Here is a 17,234-nt window from a genome sequence, read left to right as displayed (position 1 = left end):
TATGAGACTACCTGTCAGTAAGGGGCGTCAATCCCCGTGCGCCGCCCGTCCGTCAGCGACTCGCCCCCGCGCGGGCGGCGGCGACCCACTCGGCGAGCAGGCGCTCGTACTCCCGGCGCTGCTCGTCCGCCGGACGACCGGCGACCCGTGTCCACAGCGCGCGTATCTCCTCGTTGAGGACGGCGGCGGAGCGGGGCACAGCGGTCGATTCAGGTGCTTCGGACATACAAACGAGCCTAACGGGTGGCACTGACAATCCCTCACGAGTTGTTCGCGGTACGGGCACGGGCCGCACCGACCTCCCTTACCCCGGATCCCGGCTCGCAACGGTGCCGCCGCCGTGCCGGACGAGGGGCGCGACGGGGGCGGCGGAGCCGGTCGGCGGGAGCCGCGCCCGTGGTCACCGGCCGCGCCGCGGCGTCCCCCTCCGGCCCGTTCCACCGCCCCCGCCCGGCGGCGCCCCGGGTGGCCCGTCACCCCCTCTGGCCTGCGCCGCAGCAGTTGGCGGCCCCCTGCACGGCGGCCCGGCCCGGTGCCCCGCGGGAGGCCCGCGCCCGGTCGGCCCGGACGGCTTCCCGCCCGCGACGCCGACCACGTGCGGCGCCCCCGCCCGGGGCCGCGCCGATCACGCACGGTCCGCCGGGACGGCCCGCCCCCACCGGCCCACCGGCGTGCCGCACGCCCCTGCCCGGCGGATCGTGTCAGCGACGAACATCACAGCGGCGGGCGGCCGTTCGGCGCGCGCCGGTCTCAGGCGCAGCCCATCCCCGGGACGACCAGCGGCCACGCCTCCACACCCTCCGGCGTGCGGACGTACGCGGTGGCGCCGTCGGCGGCCAGCGACAGCCGCCGGTCGCCGAGGTGCCGGCCGGTGTCCCGCGCGTCGGCGGGCAGTTCGGCGTCGCCGTCGTAGGGGGCGGTCAGCATTCCGCCGGGCAGCACACCCTCCGGGTCGCGGGCGTAGAGCGCCCGGTCGGCGTCGCTCCCGATCTCGATCTCCAGGCCCCTCCCGATCTCCAGGCCCCTCCCGATCTCCAGAAAATCGGCGTCCTGCCAGTCGCAGTGCGCCGACCCCTCGCTGCTGCTGATCTCACTGACGGGCACGCGTCCGCCGTCCGCGTCCGTCCAGAACTCGTATCCCTGCTCGTCCGCCCAGTCCTCCGGCAGTTCGGCCGGGTCGCAGGCCGCCGAGGTCTCGGGGCCCCAGCCGGGCCGGTCGGGGCCGTCCTCGGCGACGATCACCGCCACCTTCGTCTCGCCGTCCACGTCGAGGGAGAACAGGACCCGCCCGTCGTCCTCGCGCTCCACGCGGTAGCCCTCCTCCGGAAGGCCCGGCTGGTCGATGTCGAAGTACGCGCGCAGGCCGCCCTCCGGGTCGTCCCCGCCGTCGCCCTCGCTCCAGGCGCCCGCCCCGCCGCCCTGGTAGAGGGCGCCGTCGCACTCCAGCGCCAGCGCCGCCGCCCCGGCGTCCGCCTCGGCCGCCTCGACGCTGTCCTCCTCGAAGGCCGACGGGTCCTGCGGCTCGACCCACAGCGGGCCCGCGTACGGCGCCGCCGGTGCCTCGCCCTCGACCACGAGCCCGCCGTCCCCGCCGCCGCAGCCGACCGCCAGTACGGCGACCAGCGCCGCCGAGCCGAGACCGCCCGCCGTTCTGACACCACGCACACATGCCCCCCGGGATCGTGTTCCGTCCGCCCTGCGGCGGTGGGACGCGCGGGACGTGCGGCCGGTTCCCCTTCCGGCCGGTGGGGTCAGGGCTGGACGTGCGGGAGCGTGAACTCCGGCGCCGCGTAGGGGCCGGACTGCGGCGTGGTGGGGGAGAAGGGGATGTCCGCGCCGGGGATCAGGGACGCGTACGTCTCGGCGTCGTCCACCGGCGTGTACGCCAGCGTGGTGGGCGCGGGAAGCTCCCAGAAGCGCCGGGTGTTCGCGGACACCGCGTACACCACCCGGAAGCCGGGCGACGGCGGCGCCGTCAGCGCGGCGCGGACGAAACCGACCGCGTCCCGGGGGCTCAGCCAGGTCGCGAGGTGGCGCGGCTCGGTCGGGCTCTCCTCGAAGCTGCCGATGCGCAGGGCTATGACGGACAGGCCGAACTTCTCGGCGTACATGCGCCCCAGCGCCTCGACGGCCACCTTGCTCACCGCGTACAGGCCGTCGGGGCGCGTCGGATCGGCCGGTCCGGTCAGGCGCCTGGTGGGGTGGAATCCGGTGACGCGGTTGGTGCTCGCGAGGACGACGCGGGGGATGCCGAGGCGGCGCGCGGCCTCCAGGACGTGCTGGGTGCCCAGGACGTTGGCCGCCAGCAGTTCGGCCAGCGGCGCCTCGTCCGCGATGCCGCCGAGGTGGAGGACGGCGTCGGTGCCGGTGCCGGCGAGGGCGGCGACGACCGCGCCGGGGTCGCGCAGTTCGACCTGGCGCGCCGTCTCGTTCGGTGCCTCCGCCTCCAGCGGGACGCGGTCGAGGGCGATCAGCCGTTCCGCCTCCGAGCGGAGGGCGCGCCGCACGACGGAACCGATCTGCCCCGCCGCGCCGGTGATGGCCACCGTTCTCAGATCCATGGGTGAACGGTACTGGTTCGCCTGTGGGTTGGGACGGCCCGGGGCATGGTGTGATGTGCGCGGCGGGTGCCGTGCGACGGGAAGGGCTGGCGTAACCGATGGACGACGAGGAGCCCCTCGCCGACTGGGCCGAGCGGCGGGCGGCGCGGCGCAGCGACCGCTACCGGGTGGTCACGCTCACGCCCGGCCCGTGCGCGGGGGCGCACGTACGCCCGGAGGCGCCCAGGCTCGTGTGCCGGTGGAACGGCTACGAGTGGGAGGCCGTCGCGGTGGCGGCCAACCTGGCCGAGACGCAGCGCATCCTCTACCCGGACACGGCGGGGACGGACCCGGCCGGGAACGACTAGCAGGCGGCCGGTCCATCGCCCTTCACGCGGACGTCCTCGGCGGGCGCCCAGGCGTAGGCGTCGGCGTCGGCGCGCACGAGGTACCACGTCGAGCCGTGATCCGCCTCCGCGACGCACAGCACATCGACACGGGCCCCGCCCGCCGCCGTGTCCACGACGGCCGCGCCGTCGTCGGGCGCCTCACGCAGGCCGGTGCCACCCCCCGCCGTGACGGTCCCCCCGACCTCGGCCGCCCTCTCCTGCGGCTGCGCACCACCGGTCATGGCGAGAGCACCCACCGCGACACACAGCGGCAGCGCACCGAGCAGCGATCGGGACATCACAGGCCTCCACCCACAGGGGACACCCCGAGCCCACCCAAACAGCCTAAATACCGGCGAATGACCCCGCAACCGCGACCGGCGCGGGGCGGTCGGTGACCCGCACGGGCCGGGCGGGGAACCTGCCGTGGATGATGCCGGCGACGAAAGGACGAGACCTTGGCGCGCTACGCAGCGATCCCGCAGGCCCTTGCCGGTTCACCGGCCGAGGTCTCCGTCGCGTTCTGCGCCGCTGCGACCGCACGTGCTACCGGGTCGCCCAGCCGGCCTCGTTGGAGCAGGACTCGTAGCTGTAGCGGGTTTCCCGGTCCCATTCGTCGCCGGTGACGTGCTGGTACGCGTTGTCGGAGGCGTAGAGGAGCGCTTCGGCCCATATGAGGTCGTCGGCGTAGGGCGTGAACCGTTGCGGCTCGCGGAGAACCCTCTCGTACTCCTCCCGCCCGGCCGCGACCACTGCCGCGCGCGTGTAGAGGAAGGCATCGGCCGACATGTCCTCGCCGTACTCTCTGCGGTCCAACCGGTAGAGCGCCCAGGCGAGTTGCTCGGCGAAGCCGATGATCCCGGACACCGGACCTCGCCCGAGGCGAGCGGTGAGAGCCTCGGCGAGTTCGTCGCCTTCCGGGTCAGGGAACGGCGGACGGCACTCGGCGATCAACTGCCAGAACATGTCCTCGGTCATGCCGACAGCATGGCGCGGGGGTCTGACAACGAGCGGGGCAAGCGCGCAACGCCCCGGCTGTTCCCGCGTCTTCGGGCAGCCGTGGCGGCCGGACCGGTGAGATCCGACTCCTCGCGGGCGGTCAGGGGGCCGCCGTACGGAAGTCGGTCAGCGGCATCCTGACGTCGGCGATCCCGATGCCCGCCCGCCCCAGCCGCTCGACGGCCCACGCCACCGCGTCCTCAGCGCGGGCCGCACGCACCACGCACGGGAACCGCACCCCGCCCGGGTCCTCCTCCCACCCGATCTCCCCACCGGCGAGCGCATCCGACCGGTCGAACCGGTCGGACTCCTCCGTACCCGGCCACCCCTCGGGATACAGGACGAACGCCCACTCACGCACAGGCGGTGTGCTTGCCGATGGACTCAACGGTTGTCTCCCGGTGGGTCAGTGGTGGGTGAGGGTGGTGATGAGTGCGGTGAATTGGTCGCGGGGGATCAGCAGGTGCGGTTCGTCGGGAACCTTGGAGTCGCGTACGGCCACGGCGCCGTCGAGTACAGCGATCTCGACGCAGTTCTGGCCTTCTCCGTCGCTGTAGGAGGACTTCCTCCAGGCAAGCTTTTCGGCGTCGCGTGTCATCGGGTGGGTGGCCATCATCCGGTCCCTCATGCGCTGGTGGTGGGCGGCTGCCCGGTTCCGGACACGGAGTCGATGAAGCTCGCGAATGCACCGGCCGCCAGGACCAGGACGGGGCTGTCGTCTCCTCCTGTCTTGGAGTCCCGGATGGCGGTGCGGGAATCCAGGTGCGCGATCTCGACGCATTCGTTGTCCGCGTTGCTGAAGCTGGACTTGAACCACTCCGCCGTGCTGAGGTCGGCTGAGGTTGTGGCGGGGCGTCGTGTCATCGGAGGTACTCCTGTCGGACTGACATCAACAGTTCGGCTGTCTCGGCCGTGCCAGCAGCTTGGGCTCGCAGCCGGTCGAACATGACCTTGTAGGCGGTCACATCGTCTGGATCATCGAGGTACACCCCTCGCTGCGGCAACTCCAGGTAGACCACCGCCATGGTATTGCGTGGGTCGCGTTCGTCATCACGACCCAGGATGAGGAACTGGCCCGGCGCAGAAGGCGGTCCTGCCTTGAAGGGCAGGACTTGCACGTCGATGGTGGGGCGCTTGGAGACTTCGTGGAGGTGGCTGAGTTGGTCAGCCATGACAGCGGCATTCCCGACCCTGCGCCGGAGTGCCGTCTCGTCCAGGATGGCCCACAATCGCAGGCCCTGGTCAAGGACCTCCTGGCGCTTCATCCGTGCTTCGGTCTTCTGCTCCAGTCGGTCATCCGGGACGCCCTGGGCGCTGAGCAGTGATCTGGCGTACTCGCGGGTCTGAAGAAGGCCCGGTACGACCGTTGTCGCTGTGACGCGCTCGTACCCGGCCAGAGCCTCGAACGCGATGAGCGGGCTCAGCCATTCGGGCACGATCGGGTTACCCACCCACCACCCGGCGGTCTGAGACCGCGCGAGGTCCACAAGGGCGTCCACCTCGGGGCGTGATCCCTTGCATGCCTCAGCCAGGTTCTTGACGGTCGCCCACTTCACGCGGCGGCGGTCCGTCCAGTCCTCGTAACGGCTCACGGTGGCCTTGCTGCAACCGGCCGCGCTGGCGACCTGCACCTGTGTCAGGCCCGCCCGTTCGCGGAGTTCGATCAGCCCTCGGGCGATCTGCATCCGGCCTGCTGGCCCCACCGGCGACGTCATCGATCCATGCCCTCCGTCAACTCTTGATGGCCACTGGCCACGCTGAGCCTATGCGCCAGTCGAGCGCTCGCGCCGGGTTACTCGTAGGAGTGAAGGTGCAAAAAGCTACTTCTCCTGAGTGGTGTCTACTGACATAGTGGCGTCATGGCGCAGCGCTGGGTGACCGGCCGATCGCGAGGAGATGGCATGGCTGTGGCGCCGAACATTCAAAGCACGCAGGCCGCTTCGACGAGAAGCACCGTGTTACGCCGTCCGGTCCGCTGCGCAGGCTTTCCGGCCGGGTCCGACCGCGTTGGGAAGGCGGCCTCGTGAACGAGCGGGCGGGGTGTCTGTTGCGGCTGCTGTCGGAGCCGTACGCGGTCGAGAGTGTGCCGGTGATGCGGTGGCAGGTGCGGGGTGTGCTGACTGGCTGGGGCATGGAGGCCGGGACGGTTGCGGATGCCGCTGTTGTCTTCTCGGAGTTGGCGACGAACGCTGTGCGTCATGCGCGGCCGGTGCGTGGCGGGCGGCTGATCGCGCAGGTCTCGTACGGCGGGCGTGACGCGCTGTTGCGGGTCCTGGTCGTGGACGGCGCGCCGGATGTCATGCCGCCGAAGTGCTGCCGGGCCGCGTCGTCGGACGCGGAGGGCGGGCGGGGCCTTGGGCTGATCGCCGGACTCTGCCTCGCGTGGGGTGTGGACGTGGGCGCGGAGAGCAAGTCGGTGTGGGCATTGCTTCCGGCCGCTTTACGGGCGGAGGCGGCGTGAACGGGCGGTGGCTGTCGGGCGTCGGCGTCGTCCGGGAGGTCGCGGTGGCGCTGGTCGCCGGGCGGCAGTGCTGGCGGTGTGGTGACGGGAGCCGGGAATTGGCGGTGCACGGCGAACTCGTCGGGGACGCGGGGGCGGTGCCGTTGTGGATCTGCCGGGAGCGGTGCGTGGGGGAGTTGGAGGCGCTGTACCGGGCGACGGTGCGGTGGGAAGGGGCGGAGCGGTGACGGGACCGGGGCGTTGGTGGGCTGTGGGCGGGTGGACGGCCGGGGTGCTGGCCGGGCTCGGACTGGTGTGGATGGCCGCCGGGCTGGGGCTGGTGTGGGTGTTCGTGCGGACCGTCGCGCGCGAGACGGGGGAGTCCGATGGAGGCTGGTGAGGAGGGGAACCGGGTGCGGCTGGAGAAGGCGCTGGCCGCCGCTCCGCCCTGGCTCGATTCCTGGGACGCGTTCGCGTGGCCGTCCCGTGCCCGCGTCCGCGACGTCCTCCTCGGCGGCAAGGACCACTACGCCGTGGACCGGCAGGCGGTGGCAGAACTCGCCGACGCCTGGCCGCAGATCGCCCAGGCCGCCGCGTCGCTGCGCGCCGCCCTGCACGCCACCGTCGCGCACGCGGTCGGGGAACTCGGCATCAGGCAGGTCCTCGTCACCGACTACGGCTACCCCACGGCGACCACCTCGGGCCCGGACCTGCACACCACGGCCCAGCGCGTAACCGGTGACGCGGTGACCGTGGTCTACCTGGAACCCGACCCGATCGCCGCCGCCCACCTGCGGGCGGGCGCGTACCCGGGGACCGTGCTCCGGGCGGACATCGCCGCCGATCCGGTGCGCGCGGTCGCGCTCGCGGCCGACGAAGGCGGGTACGACCCGGCGCTGCCGGTGTGCGTCCTGCTTCCCGAGGCACTGTCCCGCGCCGGGGACCCGGCCCGCATCCTCCGCACCCTCGCACGCGTGCTCGCCCCCGGCTCACTGCTGATGGCCGCCGCACCGCCCGACCTGGCCCCCGCACGCCACGCCGCCGCGCTCGCCGCCCGCCACCACATGCCGTTCCACACCAGGACGCACGACCAGTTGCGCGCTCTGCTCCGCGGCGCCAGACTCCGCGCGTCACCCGGCACCGGCCGCGACCAGGGCGTGTGCCTGGTGACCGCGCTGGTCGGCGGCGAGCACGGCTGACGGTTCCGCGTGGAGAGGGAAGCCGTTAGAGTGCGGGCCGTTTCGGAGACGCGGTCGTCAACTGCTGGGAGGGTGGACGTGATCGGTGTCGTCCAGTGTGTCGTGCTCGACTGTCCGGATGCGCAGGTGCTCGCGCGCTTCTACCGGGCGCTGCTCGGCGGGGAGGTCGATCGCGCCGATCCGCGGTGGAGCGTGGACGACGACTTCTCCACGCTGCACCTGCCCGACGCGTCCGTCCTCGCGTTCCAGCGGGTCGCCGACCACCGGCCGCCGCGGTGGCCCGACAGCGCGCACCCGCAGCAGTTCCACCTCGACATCGAGGTCACCGACCTCGACGACGCACTCCGGCAGGTCGTCGCCGAGGGCGGGACGGAACTCCACCGGGACGAGCGGGGGTGGATCGTGTGCGCGGACCCCGCCGGTCACCCGTTCTGCCTGCTGCCGGGACCGAGCGCGTGAGACGCCGGGCGGATTACTGGATCAGCTGGGTGTGGGGGTGGTCGTGGGAGGTCGGGCAGATGTAGAGCTGCATGTTGTCGGTGCTGCCGACTTGTATCTGGGTTGCATGTGCGGGGTCGTCGGCGGTCCAGTGGGTTTGGGCGTAGGCGGCGGCTTGGTCTTCCTCCGGTGCCCAGCTGCGTGACGGGCCGCCGTCCCATTCGTAGGTGGCGATGGTCAGCAGGGGGACCATCCGGGCGTCGCAGACGGTGCAGAACTCCGGGTAGGAGTCGGTGCGGCCCCAGGGCGGCCAGCCGCCGACTTTCCAGCCGGGAGCCTCACCCAGGCACTCGTCGTAGAACACCACAGGTTCGCACGACTCGGAGTGGTATTCGCCCGCTTCCTGCTGCCTTCTCCACTCCTCCAGCATCTCGCGCGTCTCCGGGCTCATCCCGGCCCCGGCTGTCAGCCAACTGTCCCAGTCCCCCAGCGCGGACTGGGTCTCCGGGGGCACGTCGTAACTGTGGGGATAGTCGGTGACCGACTCGGGCGCGAGCAGGCACGGTTCCGGCACGTAGTGCCTGGTCTCCACCTCGAAGGGCTCCGGCGGCGTGGTGAGGACATCGGTGACATCGGCGGCGGACCGCCAGAACAGCCTGGTCAACGGCTCGGGGATCGATTCATGCTCGTAGGGACACCAGAGGACCTGGAGCACATCGGCCTGCCCCGGTGGCCGCAGCACGGGTATGTCGCGCAGATACAGCTGGGCCACCGGCAGCAGCGGAACCGGCTGCTTCGAGGGCGGCGGGCCGGCGGCGAGCCGTTCCTTGTACTGCGCGGTGAGCCGGTCCATCACCGCACTCTCCTCAGGCGTGAGCGCGGGACCTCCGGGGTCACGGAGCTGCCGGGCGGCCACGCGCCTGAGGTGCCGCACCTCCGCGAGCGAGGTACAGAACCTGCTGTTGCCATGCGCCTCTTCGCAGTGCGGCCACGGCTCCCCGGCAGGCCACAGCAGCGGCCCTCCGACAGAGCTGTCCCCCACCGAAGGCGCCCCCGGCCGGGGATGCAGCCGGATCGCCTCCCGCGCCAGCGGAGCCAGTTCAGGAAAGACCACGGCCACATCGACGGACCGCGGCGGAGTAGTACGTACGAACACCATGCCCGCGATCCTGCCACCCACCACTGACAGTCACCGCGGTCAGTGAGGTCAGCGCGGGCCGGAGTGGGATGTCATGAGGTTCTGCACGGCCCGTTGCACGTCGACCGGGGTCAGGACGCCGATCGGGCGGTTGTCGTCGAGGACCACGACGCGGTTCTCGGGGTCCGGTTCGAGGCGGGGGAGGAGTTCGGAGAGAGGTTCGTCGGGGTGGGAGACGCGGGTTTCGGAGAGCGGGCGCATGATCTCGGCGACCGTCGTGTCGCCCGTGGCGGCCTGTTCGCGGGTCACCAGGCCCACCGCGCGGCCCTCCTCGTCCGTCACCGGGAACGCGCGGTGCCGGTCGCCGTAGGACGGGTCGTCGCGCAGCCGGTCGGCGGGCAGGGTGGCCGGGACGGTCACCGGGTCGGCCGTCATCGCCGAGCCGACCGGCACGCCGGAGACGGTCTCCCGGAGGCGCGCCTGGCGGCCCTCCGCCGTCGCCGCCAGCACCAGGAACCAGCCGACCAACGCCAGCCACAGCGGGCCGAACACGCCGGTCGTCAGGAAGCCCCACAGACCGAGCGCCACCAGCACCCAGCCGAAGACCCGCCCCGCGCCCGCCGCGCCCCGCGCCGCGCGCAGCCGGTCGCCGGTGCGCCACCACAGGAACGCGCGCAGCAGCCGGCCGCCGTCCAGCGGCGCCGCCGGGATCGCGTTGAACACGCCCAGCAGGATGTTGATCGCCGCCAGCCACGCCGACGCCTCGACCAGCGGGCCGCTCGCCGACGTCGCGTCCAGCAGCCACGTCAGCGCCGCGAACAGGCCGCCGAGCACCAGGCTCACCAGCGGCCCCACGCCCGCGATCCGCAGCTCGGACCCCGGGTCGGGCGCCTCCGCGCGCAGCCGCGTCGCGCCGCCGAGCAGCCACAGCGTGATGTCGTCCACGCCCACCCCGCGCCGCCGCGCCTCCACGGCGTGCGCCAGCTCGTGCGCGAGCAGTGACGCGAAGAAGACGGCGGCCGTGACCAGCCCGACGAGGGTGTACAGCGCCCAGGAACGCCCCGGGTACGCGTCCGGCAGCCGCTCGGCGGCCAGACCCGCCGCGATCAGCGCGAAGATCAGCAGGACGCTCCAGTGGACGCCGACCCTGACCCCGGCGATCCTGCCCAGTGTGATGGTCGCCCGCACGCGCGGTCACCTCATCCGTTCGGGAACCCGATCCGTTGGCGAACCGCTCGCGAGTACCCGGCGCGGGTGGGGGTCAACCGTTCGCCAGGTGTGCGGTGAACCAGTCCCTTGCCTGTTCCGCGACGGTGGACAGCGTGCCCGGCTCCTCGAAGAGGTGACCCGCGCCGGGGACTACCGAAAGGCGCGCCGGGTCGGGCAGGGCGCCGAGCGCCTCCTCGTTCAGCCGCAGGACGTCCGGGTCCGCGCCGCCCACCAGCAGCAGCACCGGTGCCCGTACGGCCGCGAGCCGTTCGCCCGCCAGGTCGGGGCGGCCGCCGCGCGAGACCACGGCGGCGTACCGCGCGCCCGGCTCCGACGCCGCCCACAGCGCGCCCGCCGCGCCCGTGCTGGCGCCGAACAGGCCGACGGGCAGCGGCTGTTCCAGCTCACCGGTGAGCCAGGCCGTCGCCGCCGTGATGCGGCGTGCCAGCAGGCGCACGTCGAAGACCCGCGCGCGGTCCAGCTCCTCCGCGTCCGTCAGCAGGTCGAGGAGGAACGTGCCGAGGCCCGCGTCGTTCAGCACCTCGGCGACGAAGCCGTTGCGCGGACTCAGGCGCCCGCTGCCCGTGCCGTGCGCGAACACCACGACGCCCCGCGCCCCGCGCGGCAGCACCAGCTCGCCGCCGAGCCGCGCCCCGTCCGCCGTCTCCAGCGTCACGCTCCGCCGGTCGCCGCGCCCGAGGGCCGCCGTGACCTCCTCGTCCGTCGTCTGCGCGAAGTCCGTGAAGTACTGCCCCACCGCCCGGAAGCCCTCCGGTTCGCTCGGGCACACCAGCTCGTCCGCGTCACCCCCCATCGCCCGCCGCCACCCGGGCGGCGCCACCGGCACGGCCAGGACCACCCGCCGCGCCCCCCGCGACCTGGCGGCCCGGCACGCCGCCCGCGCCGTCGCCCCGGTGGCGATCCCGTCGTCCACCACGACCACCGTACGGCCCGCCACTGACACCGGCGGCCGCCCGGCCCGGTAGGCGCGCGACCGCCGTTCCAGCTCGGCGCGTTCGGCCGCCTCGACCTCCGCAAGCTCGGGCTCGGACACGCCCGCCGCGCGCAGCACGTCGTCGTTCAGCACCCGCGCGCCCTCCTCGCCGATGGCGCCCATGGCCACCTCCGGCTGGTGCGGCACGCCCAGCTTGCGGACGACCCCGACGTCCAGCGGCGCGGACAGCGCCCCCGCCACCTCGGCGGCCACCGGCACACCTCCGCGCGGCAGTCCCAGCACCACGACGTCCTGGTCCGTGAAGCGTCCCAGCTCACGGGCCAGCACCCGTCCGGCCTCGATACGGTCGGCGTACACCATGGGGGCTCCTCTCCCCGGCCTCACGGCCGGTCGCGGCTCAGCGCACACGCACCGCCAGGTCGTTGTCCACCGTGTAGTACGGCTGGACGGTGGCCGTGCCGATCCTGGCGGGCGGGTAGACGAACACCGGCTTCTTGTCGGCCACGTCGTCCAGCAGCCGCCCGACCCGCACCCGGGGCGCCTTGCGCCCGGGCCGCACGAACACGTCCCAGAACACCTCGTCCGCGTCCCCGGTGCCCTGCGCGACCAGCGGCTCGTACGGCGCGGTGAACGTGAACCCGCCCGCGCCGTCCGCGCGCAGCTCCGCCTCGACTGCCGGGCCGTCCTTCCCGCCGCCGCGCAGCTTCAGCAGCGCCGCCGCGCCCGCGCCGTGCTCCACGCCCACGAGCCGCACGGCCGCCGTCATGCCCTCGCCGTCCACGTGGACGTCCCCGGCCTCGGCGTGCCCCTGGCGCACCCACGAACGCAGCGCGAAGTAGGCGTCCTTCGTCGCGTACGGCAGCCGCACGGCCACCTCGGGCCCCTCGGGGTCGGGGCGCGTCCCGGCGGCCAGGCCCCGCAGGTCGCGCAGCCCCGGTACGGCGCGCAGCCGCGGCCGGTCGGGGCCCGTCAGCGCGTACACGTCCCAGCGGCCCTCGGGCAGCGGCGGCTCCGCGTCGAGCACACCGCGCCAGCCGCCGTCCCCCTCGGCGTCCCGCGTCAGCGGCACGGTCCGCGTCTCCGTCTCGGGATCGCCCTTCTTCGGGCGCAGCACGACGAGCAGCGCCGGGTCGCCGTCCGGCTCGGGCAGGCGCGCGACGCCGAACGCCAGCCGCCCGTCGGCGGCGAGCAGGCAGTCGACGCGCGGCAGCCGGTCCTTGGGCAGGTCGGAGGTGCCGGGGGCGGTCTCGGTGGCGGTGGTCATCGGCGTGCCTTCCGTACGGTGCGGACCGTGGTCGACGCGGCGCTGACGGCCGCGTCGCGCAGGGCGTGCGGCGCGCTGCGCAGCGCGGCGGACACCCGGCTGCCGAGCGGCCTGCGGGCCCGCCCGGCGCGCTTCTCCTCCATGAGGCTGAGGAAGAGCCGCTCGGCCTCCGCGATGATCGGGACCGGGTCGTACACCTCGGAGTTGGCGAGGGCCGCGGCGCCCATCTCGCGGCGCCGCTCGTCGTCGCGGACGAGGGCGAGCAGCGCGTCGCCGAAGGCGTCGGCCTTGCCGACCGGCACGAGCTTGCCGTCCACGCCGTCCTTGATGATCTCGCCCGGCCCGTAGTCGCAGTCGGTGCTGACCACGGGCAGGCCGCAGCGCATGGCCTCGACGATGGTCATGCCGAACGGCTCGAAGTTCGACGTCACCGCCGCGATCGAGCCCTTGACCCACTCCGACTCCATCGGGCTGGTCGAGCCCATGAGGAACGCGTTGTTGTACAGGCCGAGTTCGTCGATCAGGGCGCGCAGCTTCTCCTGCTCCTCGCCCTTGCCGTAGATGCGCAGCTGCCAGTCGGGGCGCTCGGCGGCGACCTTGGCGAACGCGCGGATCAGCAGGTCGTAGCGCTTCACGCGCACCAGGCGGCCCGCTGCGACGATGATCTTCCCGTTGCCGTCCGCCGGGGGCAGTCCGGGGCGGGGGACGCTGTTGGGCAGCGCCTGGAGGCGTACGCCGGGCAGCCGCATGCGGCGGCGGTACTCGTCGGCGTCGGCGTGCGTCACGGTGGTGACGGCGTCGAGCTTCGGGTAGACGCGGCGCAGTTCGCCGCGCAGGGCGGGCGGGTGGTTGAGCAGCGTGAGGTGTTCCTGGCCGATGCGGACGGCGTTCTTGGGGCCTTCGAGCGCGAGGTGCACGTTCAGCCCCGGGCGCGTGCCGATCACGACGTCCGCCTCAAGGCCCGCCAGGCACTCCTTGATCCGCTGGTCGGTCAGCTTGCTGTACTGCCCGTAGCGGTACTCGGAGGCGGGGAAGACGCGGGCCGGGGTGGTGTGCAGCGGGTGGTCCTTCTCCTCCCGCAGGTCCACCAGGTGGCGCATCGCGACCTTCTCGCCGAGCGCGAAGTTCGGCTGGGCGCGGTGCCGGAACACCGAGACGATCTCGACGTCGTGGCGCTCGGCGAGCGCCGAGGCGAGGTTGAACGTCGTCTTGATCGTGCCCCCGATCCCGTATCCGTTGTGCAGGAGAAAGACGATCTTCATGGCGGCAGGGACCTATCGCGAAGGCGCGCGGCGGACGGACCGGCGGCGGGTCGGCATCATGTCTCCTCGCGGCTGCTCGGCAGCTGCTCGTCGAGCGTGGGGAGGCCGGGCGGCGGTGCTCCCGCGGGCGGATGCGCCGCGGGGGGCCGCTCGGCGCGGCGCTGGTGCTCCCGGCCGGTGCGCTGTGGACGCGCGGTGACCGGGGGACGGCGCAGCGGAAGACACAGTACCCCGGAGCGCGCCGCGGCCTGCGAATCCCCGGCGGGCATGGGCCTTTCGGGGCATGGGGGTTGCGGGGCGCGCGGGCATCAGCGGGCCCCGGGCGGGACGTCCGCGCTCTCCTGCCCCCAGCGCCACTCGGCGACCTCGGGGAGGTCGGTGCCGTGCTCACGGATCCAGTCGTGGTGGCGGTAGCGCGCGTCGGCCATGGTCTGGCGCACCTGCGCGGCGCGTACGGCCAGGCCCGGCACGCGGTCGATCACGTCCATCACGAGGCGGAAGCGGTCCAGGTTGTTGCGCACCACCATGTCGAACGGGGTGGTGGTCGTGCCCTCCTCGATGTAGCCGCGCACGTGGATGTCGTCGTGGTTCGCGCGGCGGTACGTCAGCCGGTGGATCAGCCACGGGTAGCCGTGGTACGCGAAGACGACGGGGCGGTCCGGCGGGAACAGGCCGTCGTAGTCGCGGTCGGACATGCCGTGCGGATGTTCGCCGGCGGGCAGCAGGCGCGCGATGTCCACGACGTTGACGACCCGTACCGCCACGTCGGGCAGGTGGCGGTGCAGGAGGTCGGCGGCGGCGATGGTCTCCTGCGTGGGGACGTCGCCCGCGCAGGCGAGGACCACGTCCGGCTCGCGGTCGCCCTGTTCCGAGCCCGCCCAGTCCCAGATGCCCGCGCCGCGCGCGCAGTGGGCGCGGGCCGTGGGGAGGTCGAGCCAGTCGTAGCACGCGTTCTTCCCGGCGACGATCACGTTCACGTACTCGCGGCTGCGCAGGACGTGGTCGGAGACGGCGAGCAGCGTGTTGGTGTCCGGCGGCAGGTAGACGCGCACGACTTCTGGGCTCTTGTTGAGCACGTGGTCCACGAAGCCCGGGTCCTGGTGGGAGAAGCCGTTGTGGTCCTGCCGCCACACGTGGGAGGTCAGCAGGTAGTTGAGGGACGCGACGGGGCGGCGCCAGGGCAGGCGGCGCGAGGTGCGCAGCCACTTGATGTGCTGGTTCGCCATGGAGTCCACGATGTGCACGAACGCCTCGTAGCAGGAGAACAGCCCGTGCCTGCCGGTGAGGGTGTAGCCCTCCAGCCAGCCCTGGCAGAGGTGTTCGGACAGGACCTCCATCACGCGGCCGTCGTGCGCCAGGTCCTCGTCCACGTCGAGGACGCCCGCCTCCCAAGCCTTGCCCGTCGCCTCGTACACCGCCTGGAGCTTGTTGGAGGCGGTCTCGTCGGGGCCGATGAGGCGGAAGTCGCGGCGCTGCTCGGTGGCGCGCATGAGGTCGCGCAGCAGGGTGCCGAGGACGGCGGTCGGCTCGTGCAGTGTGGTGCCCGGGGATTCGACGGGCACGGCGTGGTCCTCAAGCGGCGGCACGGGGAGTTCGCGCAGCAGCATGCCGCCGTTGGCGTGGGGGTTGCTGCCGAGGCGGCGGCGTCCGGCGGGTGTCTGGGAGAGCACCTGGGGGGACGGCCTGCCCTGCGCGTCGAACAGTTCCTCGGGGCGGTAGGACCGCATCCAGTCCTCCAGCTGCCGCAGGTGCTCCGGGTTGGTGCGGACGGCGGCCAGGGGGACCTGGTGGGCGCGCCAGGTGCCCTCGACGGGCAGGCCGTCGACCGTGGCGGGGCCCGTCCAGCCCTTGGGCGTGCGCAGGACGATGACGGGCCAGCGCGGCCGTTCGGTGCGGCCCTCGTTGCGCGCGGCGTGCTGGATGGCGGCGACGCGGTCGAGCGCCAGGTCCATGGCGGCGGCGAGCTGCTGGTGGACGTCGTCCGGCTGGTCGCCGCCGACGTGCAGCGGCTCGTAGCCGAAGCCGTGCAGCATGGCGTCCAGTTCCTCGCGCGGGATGCGGGCGAGGACGGTGGGGTTGGCGATCTTGTAGCCGTTGAGGTGCAGGATCGGGAGGACGGCGCCGTCGTGCACCGGGTCGAGGAACTTGTTGGCGTGCCAGGAGGCCGCGAGCGGGCCCGTCTCGGCCTCGCCGTCGCCGATGACGCAGGCGACCAGCAGGTCCGGGTTGTCCAGGGCCGCGCCGTGGGCGTGGGCGAGGGAGTAGCCCAGCTCGCCGCCCTCGTGGATGGACCCGGGCGTCTCGGGCGCGACATGGCTGGGCACGCCGCCGGGGAAGGAGAACTGCTTGAACAGCTTGCCCATGCCCGTCGCGTCACGCGTGACGTCGGGGTAGGTGTCCGTGTAGCTGCCGTCGAGCCAGGAGTTGGCGACCACGGCCGGGCCGCCGTGCCCCGGGCCCCAGACGCAGATGGCGTCCAGGTCGCGGGCGATGATCACGCGGTTCAGGTGGGCGTGCACCAGGTTGAGGCCCGGCGAGGTGCCCCAGTGGCCCAGCAGGCGGGGCTTGATGTGCTCGGGGCGCAGCGGCTCGGTGAGCAGGGGGTCGGCCATGAGGTAGATCTGGCCGACGGACAGGTAGTTGGCGGCCCGCCAGTACGCGTCGAGGGCCGTCAGTTCCGTCTCGTCCAGGGGGCGGGTGGCCGGCGGTCGCAGTTCCTGGCGCATGGGCACGGGGCCTTTCTGCGGAGTGGTGCGGGCGGTGGCGCGTCACGGGCGGACGGAGGGGCGCGGGGGAGTCGGGCGGACGCGGGCGGGCCGGTGTGCCCACGCACACCGGCCCGGCCGTAATCCGCGCGCGGCGCGCGGTCGCCCGCGCGTCAGCGGGAACGCCGGGTGCGGGAACGGTTCTCCTTGCGGATCGCGGAGAGCAGCTCACCGCGGCCCATGCGCGACCTGCCCTTGACGTCCAGCCGCTTGGCCACGTCGTACAGGTGCTCCTTGGTCGCCTGCTCGTCCACACCCTCGCCACTGGCCCCGCCCTGCCGGCGCGGCCTGGCGGAGCGCTGGTCCGAGGGGCCCTTGCGGCCCTTCTCCTTGCGCTCCCAGTGGTCGCCGACCTTCTCGTGGGTGTGCTTCAGCGCCCCATAGGCGACCTGGTGGGCCCTGCGGCCCTCGCCGTACTCGTTCACCGCCGAGTCGTGCGCCTTGATCCAGGTGCGCTGTGCGTCGGCGGCGGAGCGCTCCAGGGTCGAGGGGAGTTCCTTGCGTCCTGGCACGGTGTCCACCTCCTGCCGGGTCACTCCCGGCATCGTGTGCTCGTGCACGCTGCTTGTCGCGTACTGCTTGCTGCTCGTTCTTCTTGCCGTTTTCCCCGTCCGTATGGGTCCGCACGGTCCGGTG

At 73.2% G+C, this 17,234-nt stretch carries 22 protein-coding genes; 6 read left to right on the top strand and 16 right to left on the bottom strand.

Annotated features, from left to right (window positions below; translation table 11 throughout):
* Positions 1 to 52 precede the first annotated feature (52 nt).
* The 3 genes from ACIBPC_RS22015 to ACIBPC_RS22005 form a co-directional block, all read right to left on the bottom strand.
* Positions 53 to 226, bottom strand: coding sequence for a hypothetical protein (locus tag ACIBPC_RS22015; RefSeq protein WP_362961604.1), 174 nt, complete (start codon positions 224 to 226; stop codon positions 53 to 55).
* Between the two features lie 524 nt (positions 227 to 750).
* Positions 751 to 1,665, bottom strand: coding sequence for a hypothetical protein (locus tag ACIBPC_RS22010; protein ID WP_398846890.1), 915 nt, complete (start codon positions 1,663 to 1,665; stop codon positions 751 to 753).
* Positions 1,666 to 1,751: 86 nt separating this feature from the next.
* Complete coding sequence (locus ACIBPC_RS22005; RefSeq protein WP_362961600.1) at positions 1,752 to 2,561, bottom strand: NAD(P)-dependent oxidoreductase; 810 nt, start codon at positions 2,559 to 2,561, stop codon at positions 1,752 to 1,754.
* Positions 2,562 to 2,659: 98 nt separating this feature from the next.
* On the opposite strand from ACIBPC_RS22005, the gene ACIBPC_RS22000 reads away from it, so the two are divergent.
* Positions 2,660 to 2,908 carry a DUF6087 family protein gene (locus ACIBPC_RS22000; RefSeq protein ID WP_362961598.1) on the top strand — a complete coding sequence of 83 codons (249 nt, stop codon included), beginning with the start codon at positions 2,660 to 2,662 and terminating at the stop codon, positions 2,906 to 2,908.
* Here ACIBPC_RS22000 and ACIBPC_RS21995 read toward each other — a convergent pair.
* The 6 genes from ACIBPC_RS21995 to ACIBPC_RS21970 all read right to left on the bottom strand — a co-directional run bounded on the left by ACIBPC_RS21995 (position 2,905) and on the right by ACIBPC_RS21970 (position 5,613).
* Positions 2,905 to 3,228 carry an SH3 domain-containing protein gene (locus ACIBPC_RS21995; protein ID WP_398846887.1) on the bottom strand — a complete coding sequence of 108 codons (324 nt, stop codon included), beginning with the start codon at positions 3,226 to 3,228 and terminating at the stop codon, positions 2,905 to 2,907. The two genes, ACIBPC_RS22000 and ACIBPC_RS21995, sit on opposite strands and share 4 nt — an antisense overlap.
* A 247-nt stretch (positions 3,229 to 3,475) precedes the next feature.
* Positions 3,476 to 3,907, bottom strand: coding sequence for a DUF4240 domain-containing protein (locus tag ACIBPC_RS21990; protein WP_362961594.1), 432 nt, complete (start codon positions 3,905 to 3,907; stop codon positions 3,476 to 3,478).
* Positions 3,908 to 4,028: 121 nt separating this feature from the next.
* A complete protein-coding gene (locus ACIBPC_RS21985) occupies positions 4,029 to 4,289 on the bottom strand; it encodes a hypothetical protein (RefSeq protein ID WP_398846885.1) in 261 nt (86 codons plus the stop codon).
* 45 nt (positions 4,290 to 4,334) lie between these two features.
* Positions 4,335 to 4,541 (bottom strand): DUF397 domain-containing protein, encoded by a 207-nt coding sequence (locus ACIBPC_RS21980; protein WP_398846883.1) that lies wholly within the window; start codon positions 4,539 to 4,541, stop codon positions 4,335 to 4,337.
* 11 nt (positions 4,542 to 4,552) lie between these two features.
* Entirely contained in the window at positions 4,553 to 4,792 is a 240-nt protein-coding gene (locus tag ACIBPC_RS21975; protein WP_362968848.1) for a DUF397 domain-containing protein, read from the bottom strand.
* Positions 4,789 to 5,613 (bottom strand): helix-turn-helix domain-containing protein, encoded by an 825-nt coding sequence (locus ACIBPC_RS21970; protein ID WP_398846881.1) that lies wholly within the window; start codon positions 5,611 to 5,613, stop codon positions 4,789 to 4,791. The genes ACIBPC_RS21975 and ACIBPC_RS21970 overlap by 4 nt, the downstream gene beginning before the upstream one ends.
* Before the next feature lie 338 nt (positions 5,614 to 5,951).
* Between ACIBPC_RS21970 and ACIBPC_RS21965 the strand changes: the two genes are divergently transcribed.
* The 5 genes from ACIBPC_RS21965 (at position 5,952) to ACIBPC_RS21945 (ending at position 8,026) form a co-directional block, all read left to right on the top strand.
* Positions 5,952 to 6,389 (top strand): ATP-binding protein, encoded by a 438-nt coding sequence (locus ACIBPC_RS21965; RefSeq protein WP_398846879.1) that lies wholly within the window; start codon positions 5,952 to 5,954, stop codon positions 6,387 to 6,389.
* Entirely contained in the window at positions 6,386 to 6,616 is a 231-nt protein-coding gene (locus ACIBPC_RS21960) for a hypothetical protein (RefSeq protein WP_398846877.1), read from the top strand. Before ACIBPC_RS21965 ends, ACIBPC_RS21960 begins: the two co-directional genes overlap by 4 nt.
* Positions 6,617 to 6,639: 23 nt before the next feature.
* Positions 6,640 to 6,768 (top strand): hypothetical protein, encoded by a 129-nt coding sequence (locus ACIBPC_RS21955; RefSeq protein ID WP_398846875.1) that lies wholly within the window; start codon positions 6,640 to 6,642, stop codon positions 6,766 to 6,768.
* Positions 6,755 to 7,567 (top strand): SAM-dependent methyltransferase, encoded by an 813-nt coding sequence (locus tag ACIBPC_RS21950; protein WP_398846874.1) that lies wholly within the window; start codon positions 6,755 to 6,757, stop codon positions 7,565 to 7,567. The genes ACIBPC_RS21955 and ACIBPC_RS21950 overlap by 14 nt, the downstream gene beginning before the upstream one ends.
* A 78-nt stretch (positions 7,568 to 7,645) precedes the next feature.
* Entirely contained in the window at positions 7,646 to 8,026 is a 381-nt protein-coding gene (locus ACIBPC_RS21945) for a VOC family protein (RefSeq protein ID WP_398846872.1), read from the top strand.
* Positions 8,027 to 8,039: 13 nt separating this feature from the next.
* Here ACIBPC_RS21945 and ACIBPC_RS21940 read toward each other — a convergent pair whose 3' ends face one another.
* The 7 genes from ACIBPC_RS21940 to ACIBPC_RS21910 form a co-directional block, all read right to left on the bottom strand.
* The gene (locus ACIBPC_RS21940) at positions 8,040 to 8,858 is read right to left on the bottom strand and encodes a hypothetical protein (RefSeq protein ID WP_398846871.1); all 819 of its coding nucleotides are present in this window, start codon (positions 8,856 to 8,858) and stop codon (positions 8,040 to 8,042) included.
* A gap of 354 nt (positions 8,859 to 9,212) precedes the next feature.
* Complete coding sequence (locus ACIBPC_RS21935; protein WP_398846869.1) at positions 9,213 to 10,331, bottom strand: site-2 protease family protein; 1,119 nt, start codon at positions 10,329 to 10,331, stop codon at positions 9,213 to 9,215.
* 73 nt (positions 10,332 to 10,404) lie between these two features.
* On the bottom strand, positions 10,405 to 11,667 hold the full coding sequence (locus ACIBPC_RS21930; protein ID WP_398846867.1) for a phosphoribosyltransferase family protein: 1,263 nt from the start codon (positions 11,665 to 11,667) through the stop codon (positions 10,405 to 10,407).
* 37 nt (positions 11,668 to 11,704) lie between these two features.
* A complete protein-coding gene (locus ACIBPC_RS21925; protein ID WP_398846865.1) occupies positions 11,705 to 12,571 on the bottom strand; it encodes a transferase in 867 nt (288 codons plus the stop codon).
* Positions 12,568 to 13,833: a glycosyltransferase family 4 protein gene (locus ACIBPC_RS21920; RefSeq protein ID WP_398846864.1), complete on the bottom strand. Its 1,266-nt coding sequence runs from the start codon at positions 13,831 to 13,833 to the stop codon at positions 12,568 to 12,570. Before ACIBPC_RS21920 ends, ACIBPC_RS21925 begins: the two co-directional genes overlap by 4 nt.
* A gap of 308 nt (positions 13,834 to 14,141) precedes the next feature.
* On the bottom strand, positions 14,142 to 16,559 hold the full coding sequence (locus ACIBPC_RS21915) for a phosphoketolase (protein WP_398847158.1): 2,418 nt from the start codon (positions 16,557 to 16,559) through the stop codon (positions 14,142 to 14,144).
* A 152-nt stretch (positions 16,560 to 16,711) separates the two neighbouring features.
* Positions 16,712 to 17,110, bottom strand: coding sequence for a ChaB family protein (locus tag ACIBPC_RS21910; RefSeq protein WP_398847157.1), 399 nt, complete (start codon positions 17,108 to 17,110; stop codon positions 16,712 to 16,714).
* Positions 17,111 to 17,234: the final 124 nt, after the last annotated feature.

The sequence above is a fragment of the Streptomyces sp. NPDC049879 genome (assembly GCF_044461265.1).
Taxonomy (GTDB): Bacteria; Actinomycetota; Actinomycetes; order Streptomycetales; family Streptomycetaceae; genus Streptomyces.
The sequence above is the reverse complement of the archived record's forward strand: the minus strand, read 5'-3'. Positions and strand labels throughout refer to the sequence as shown.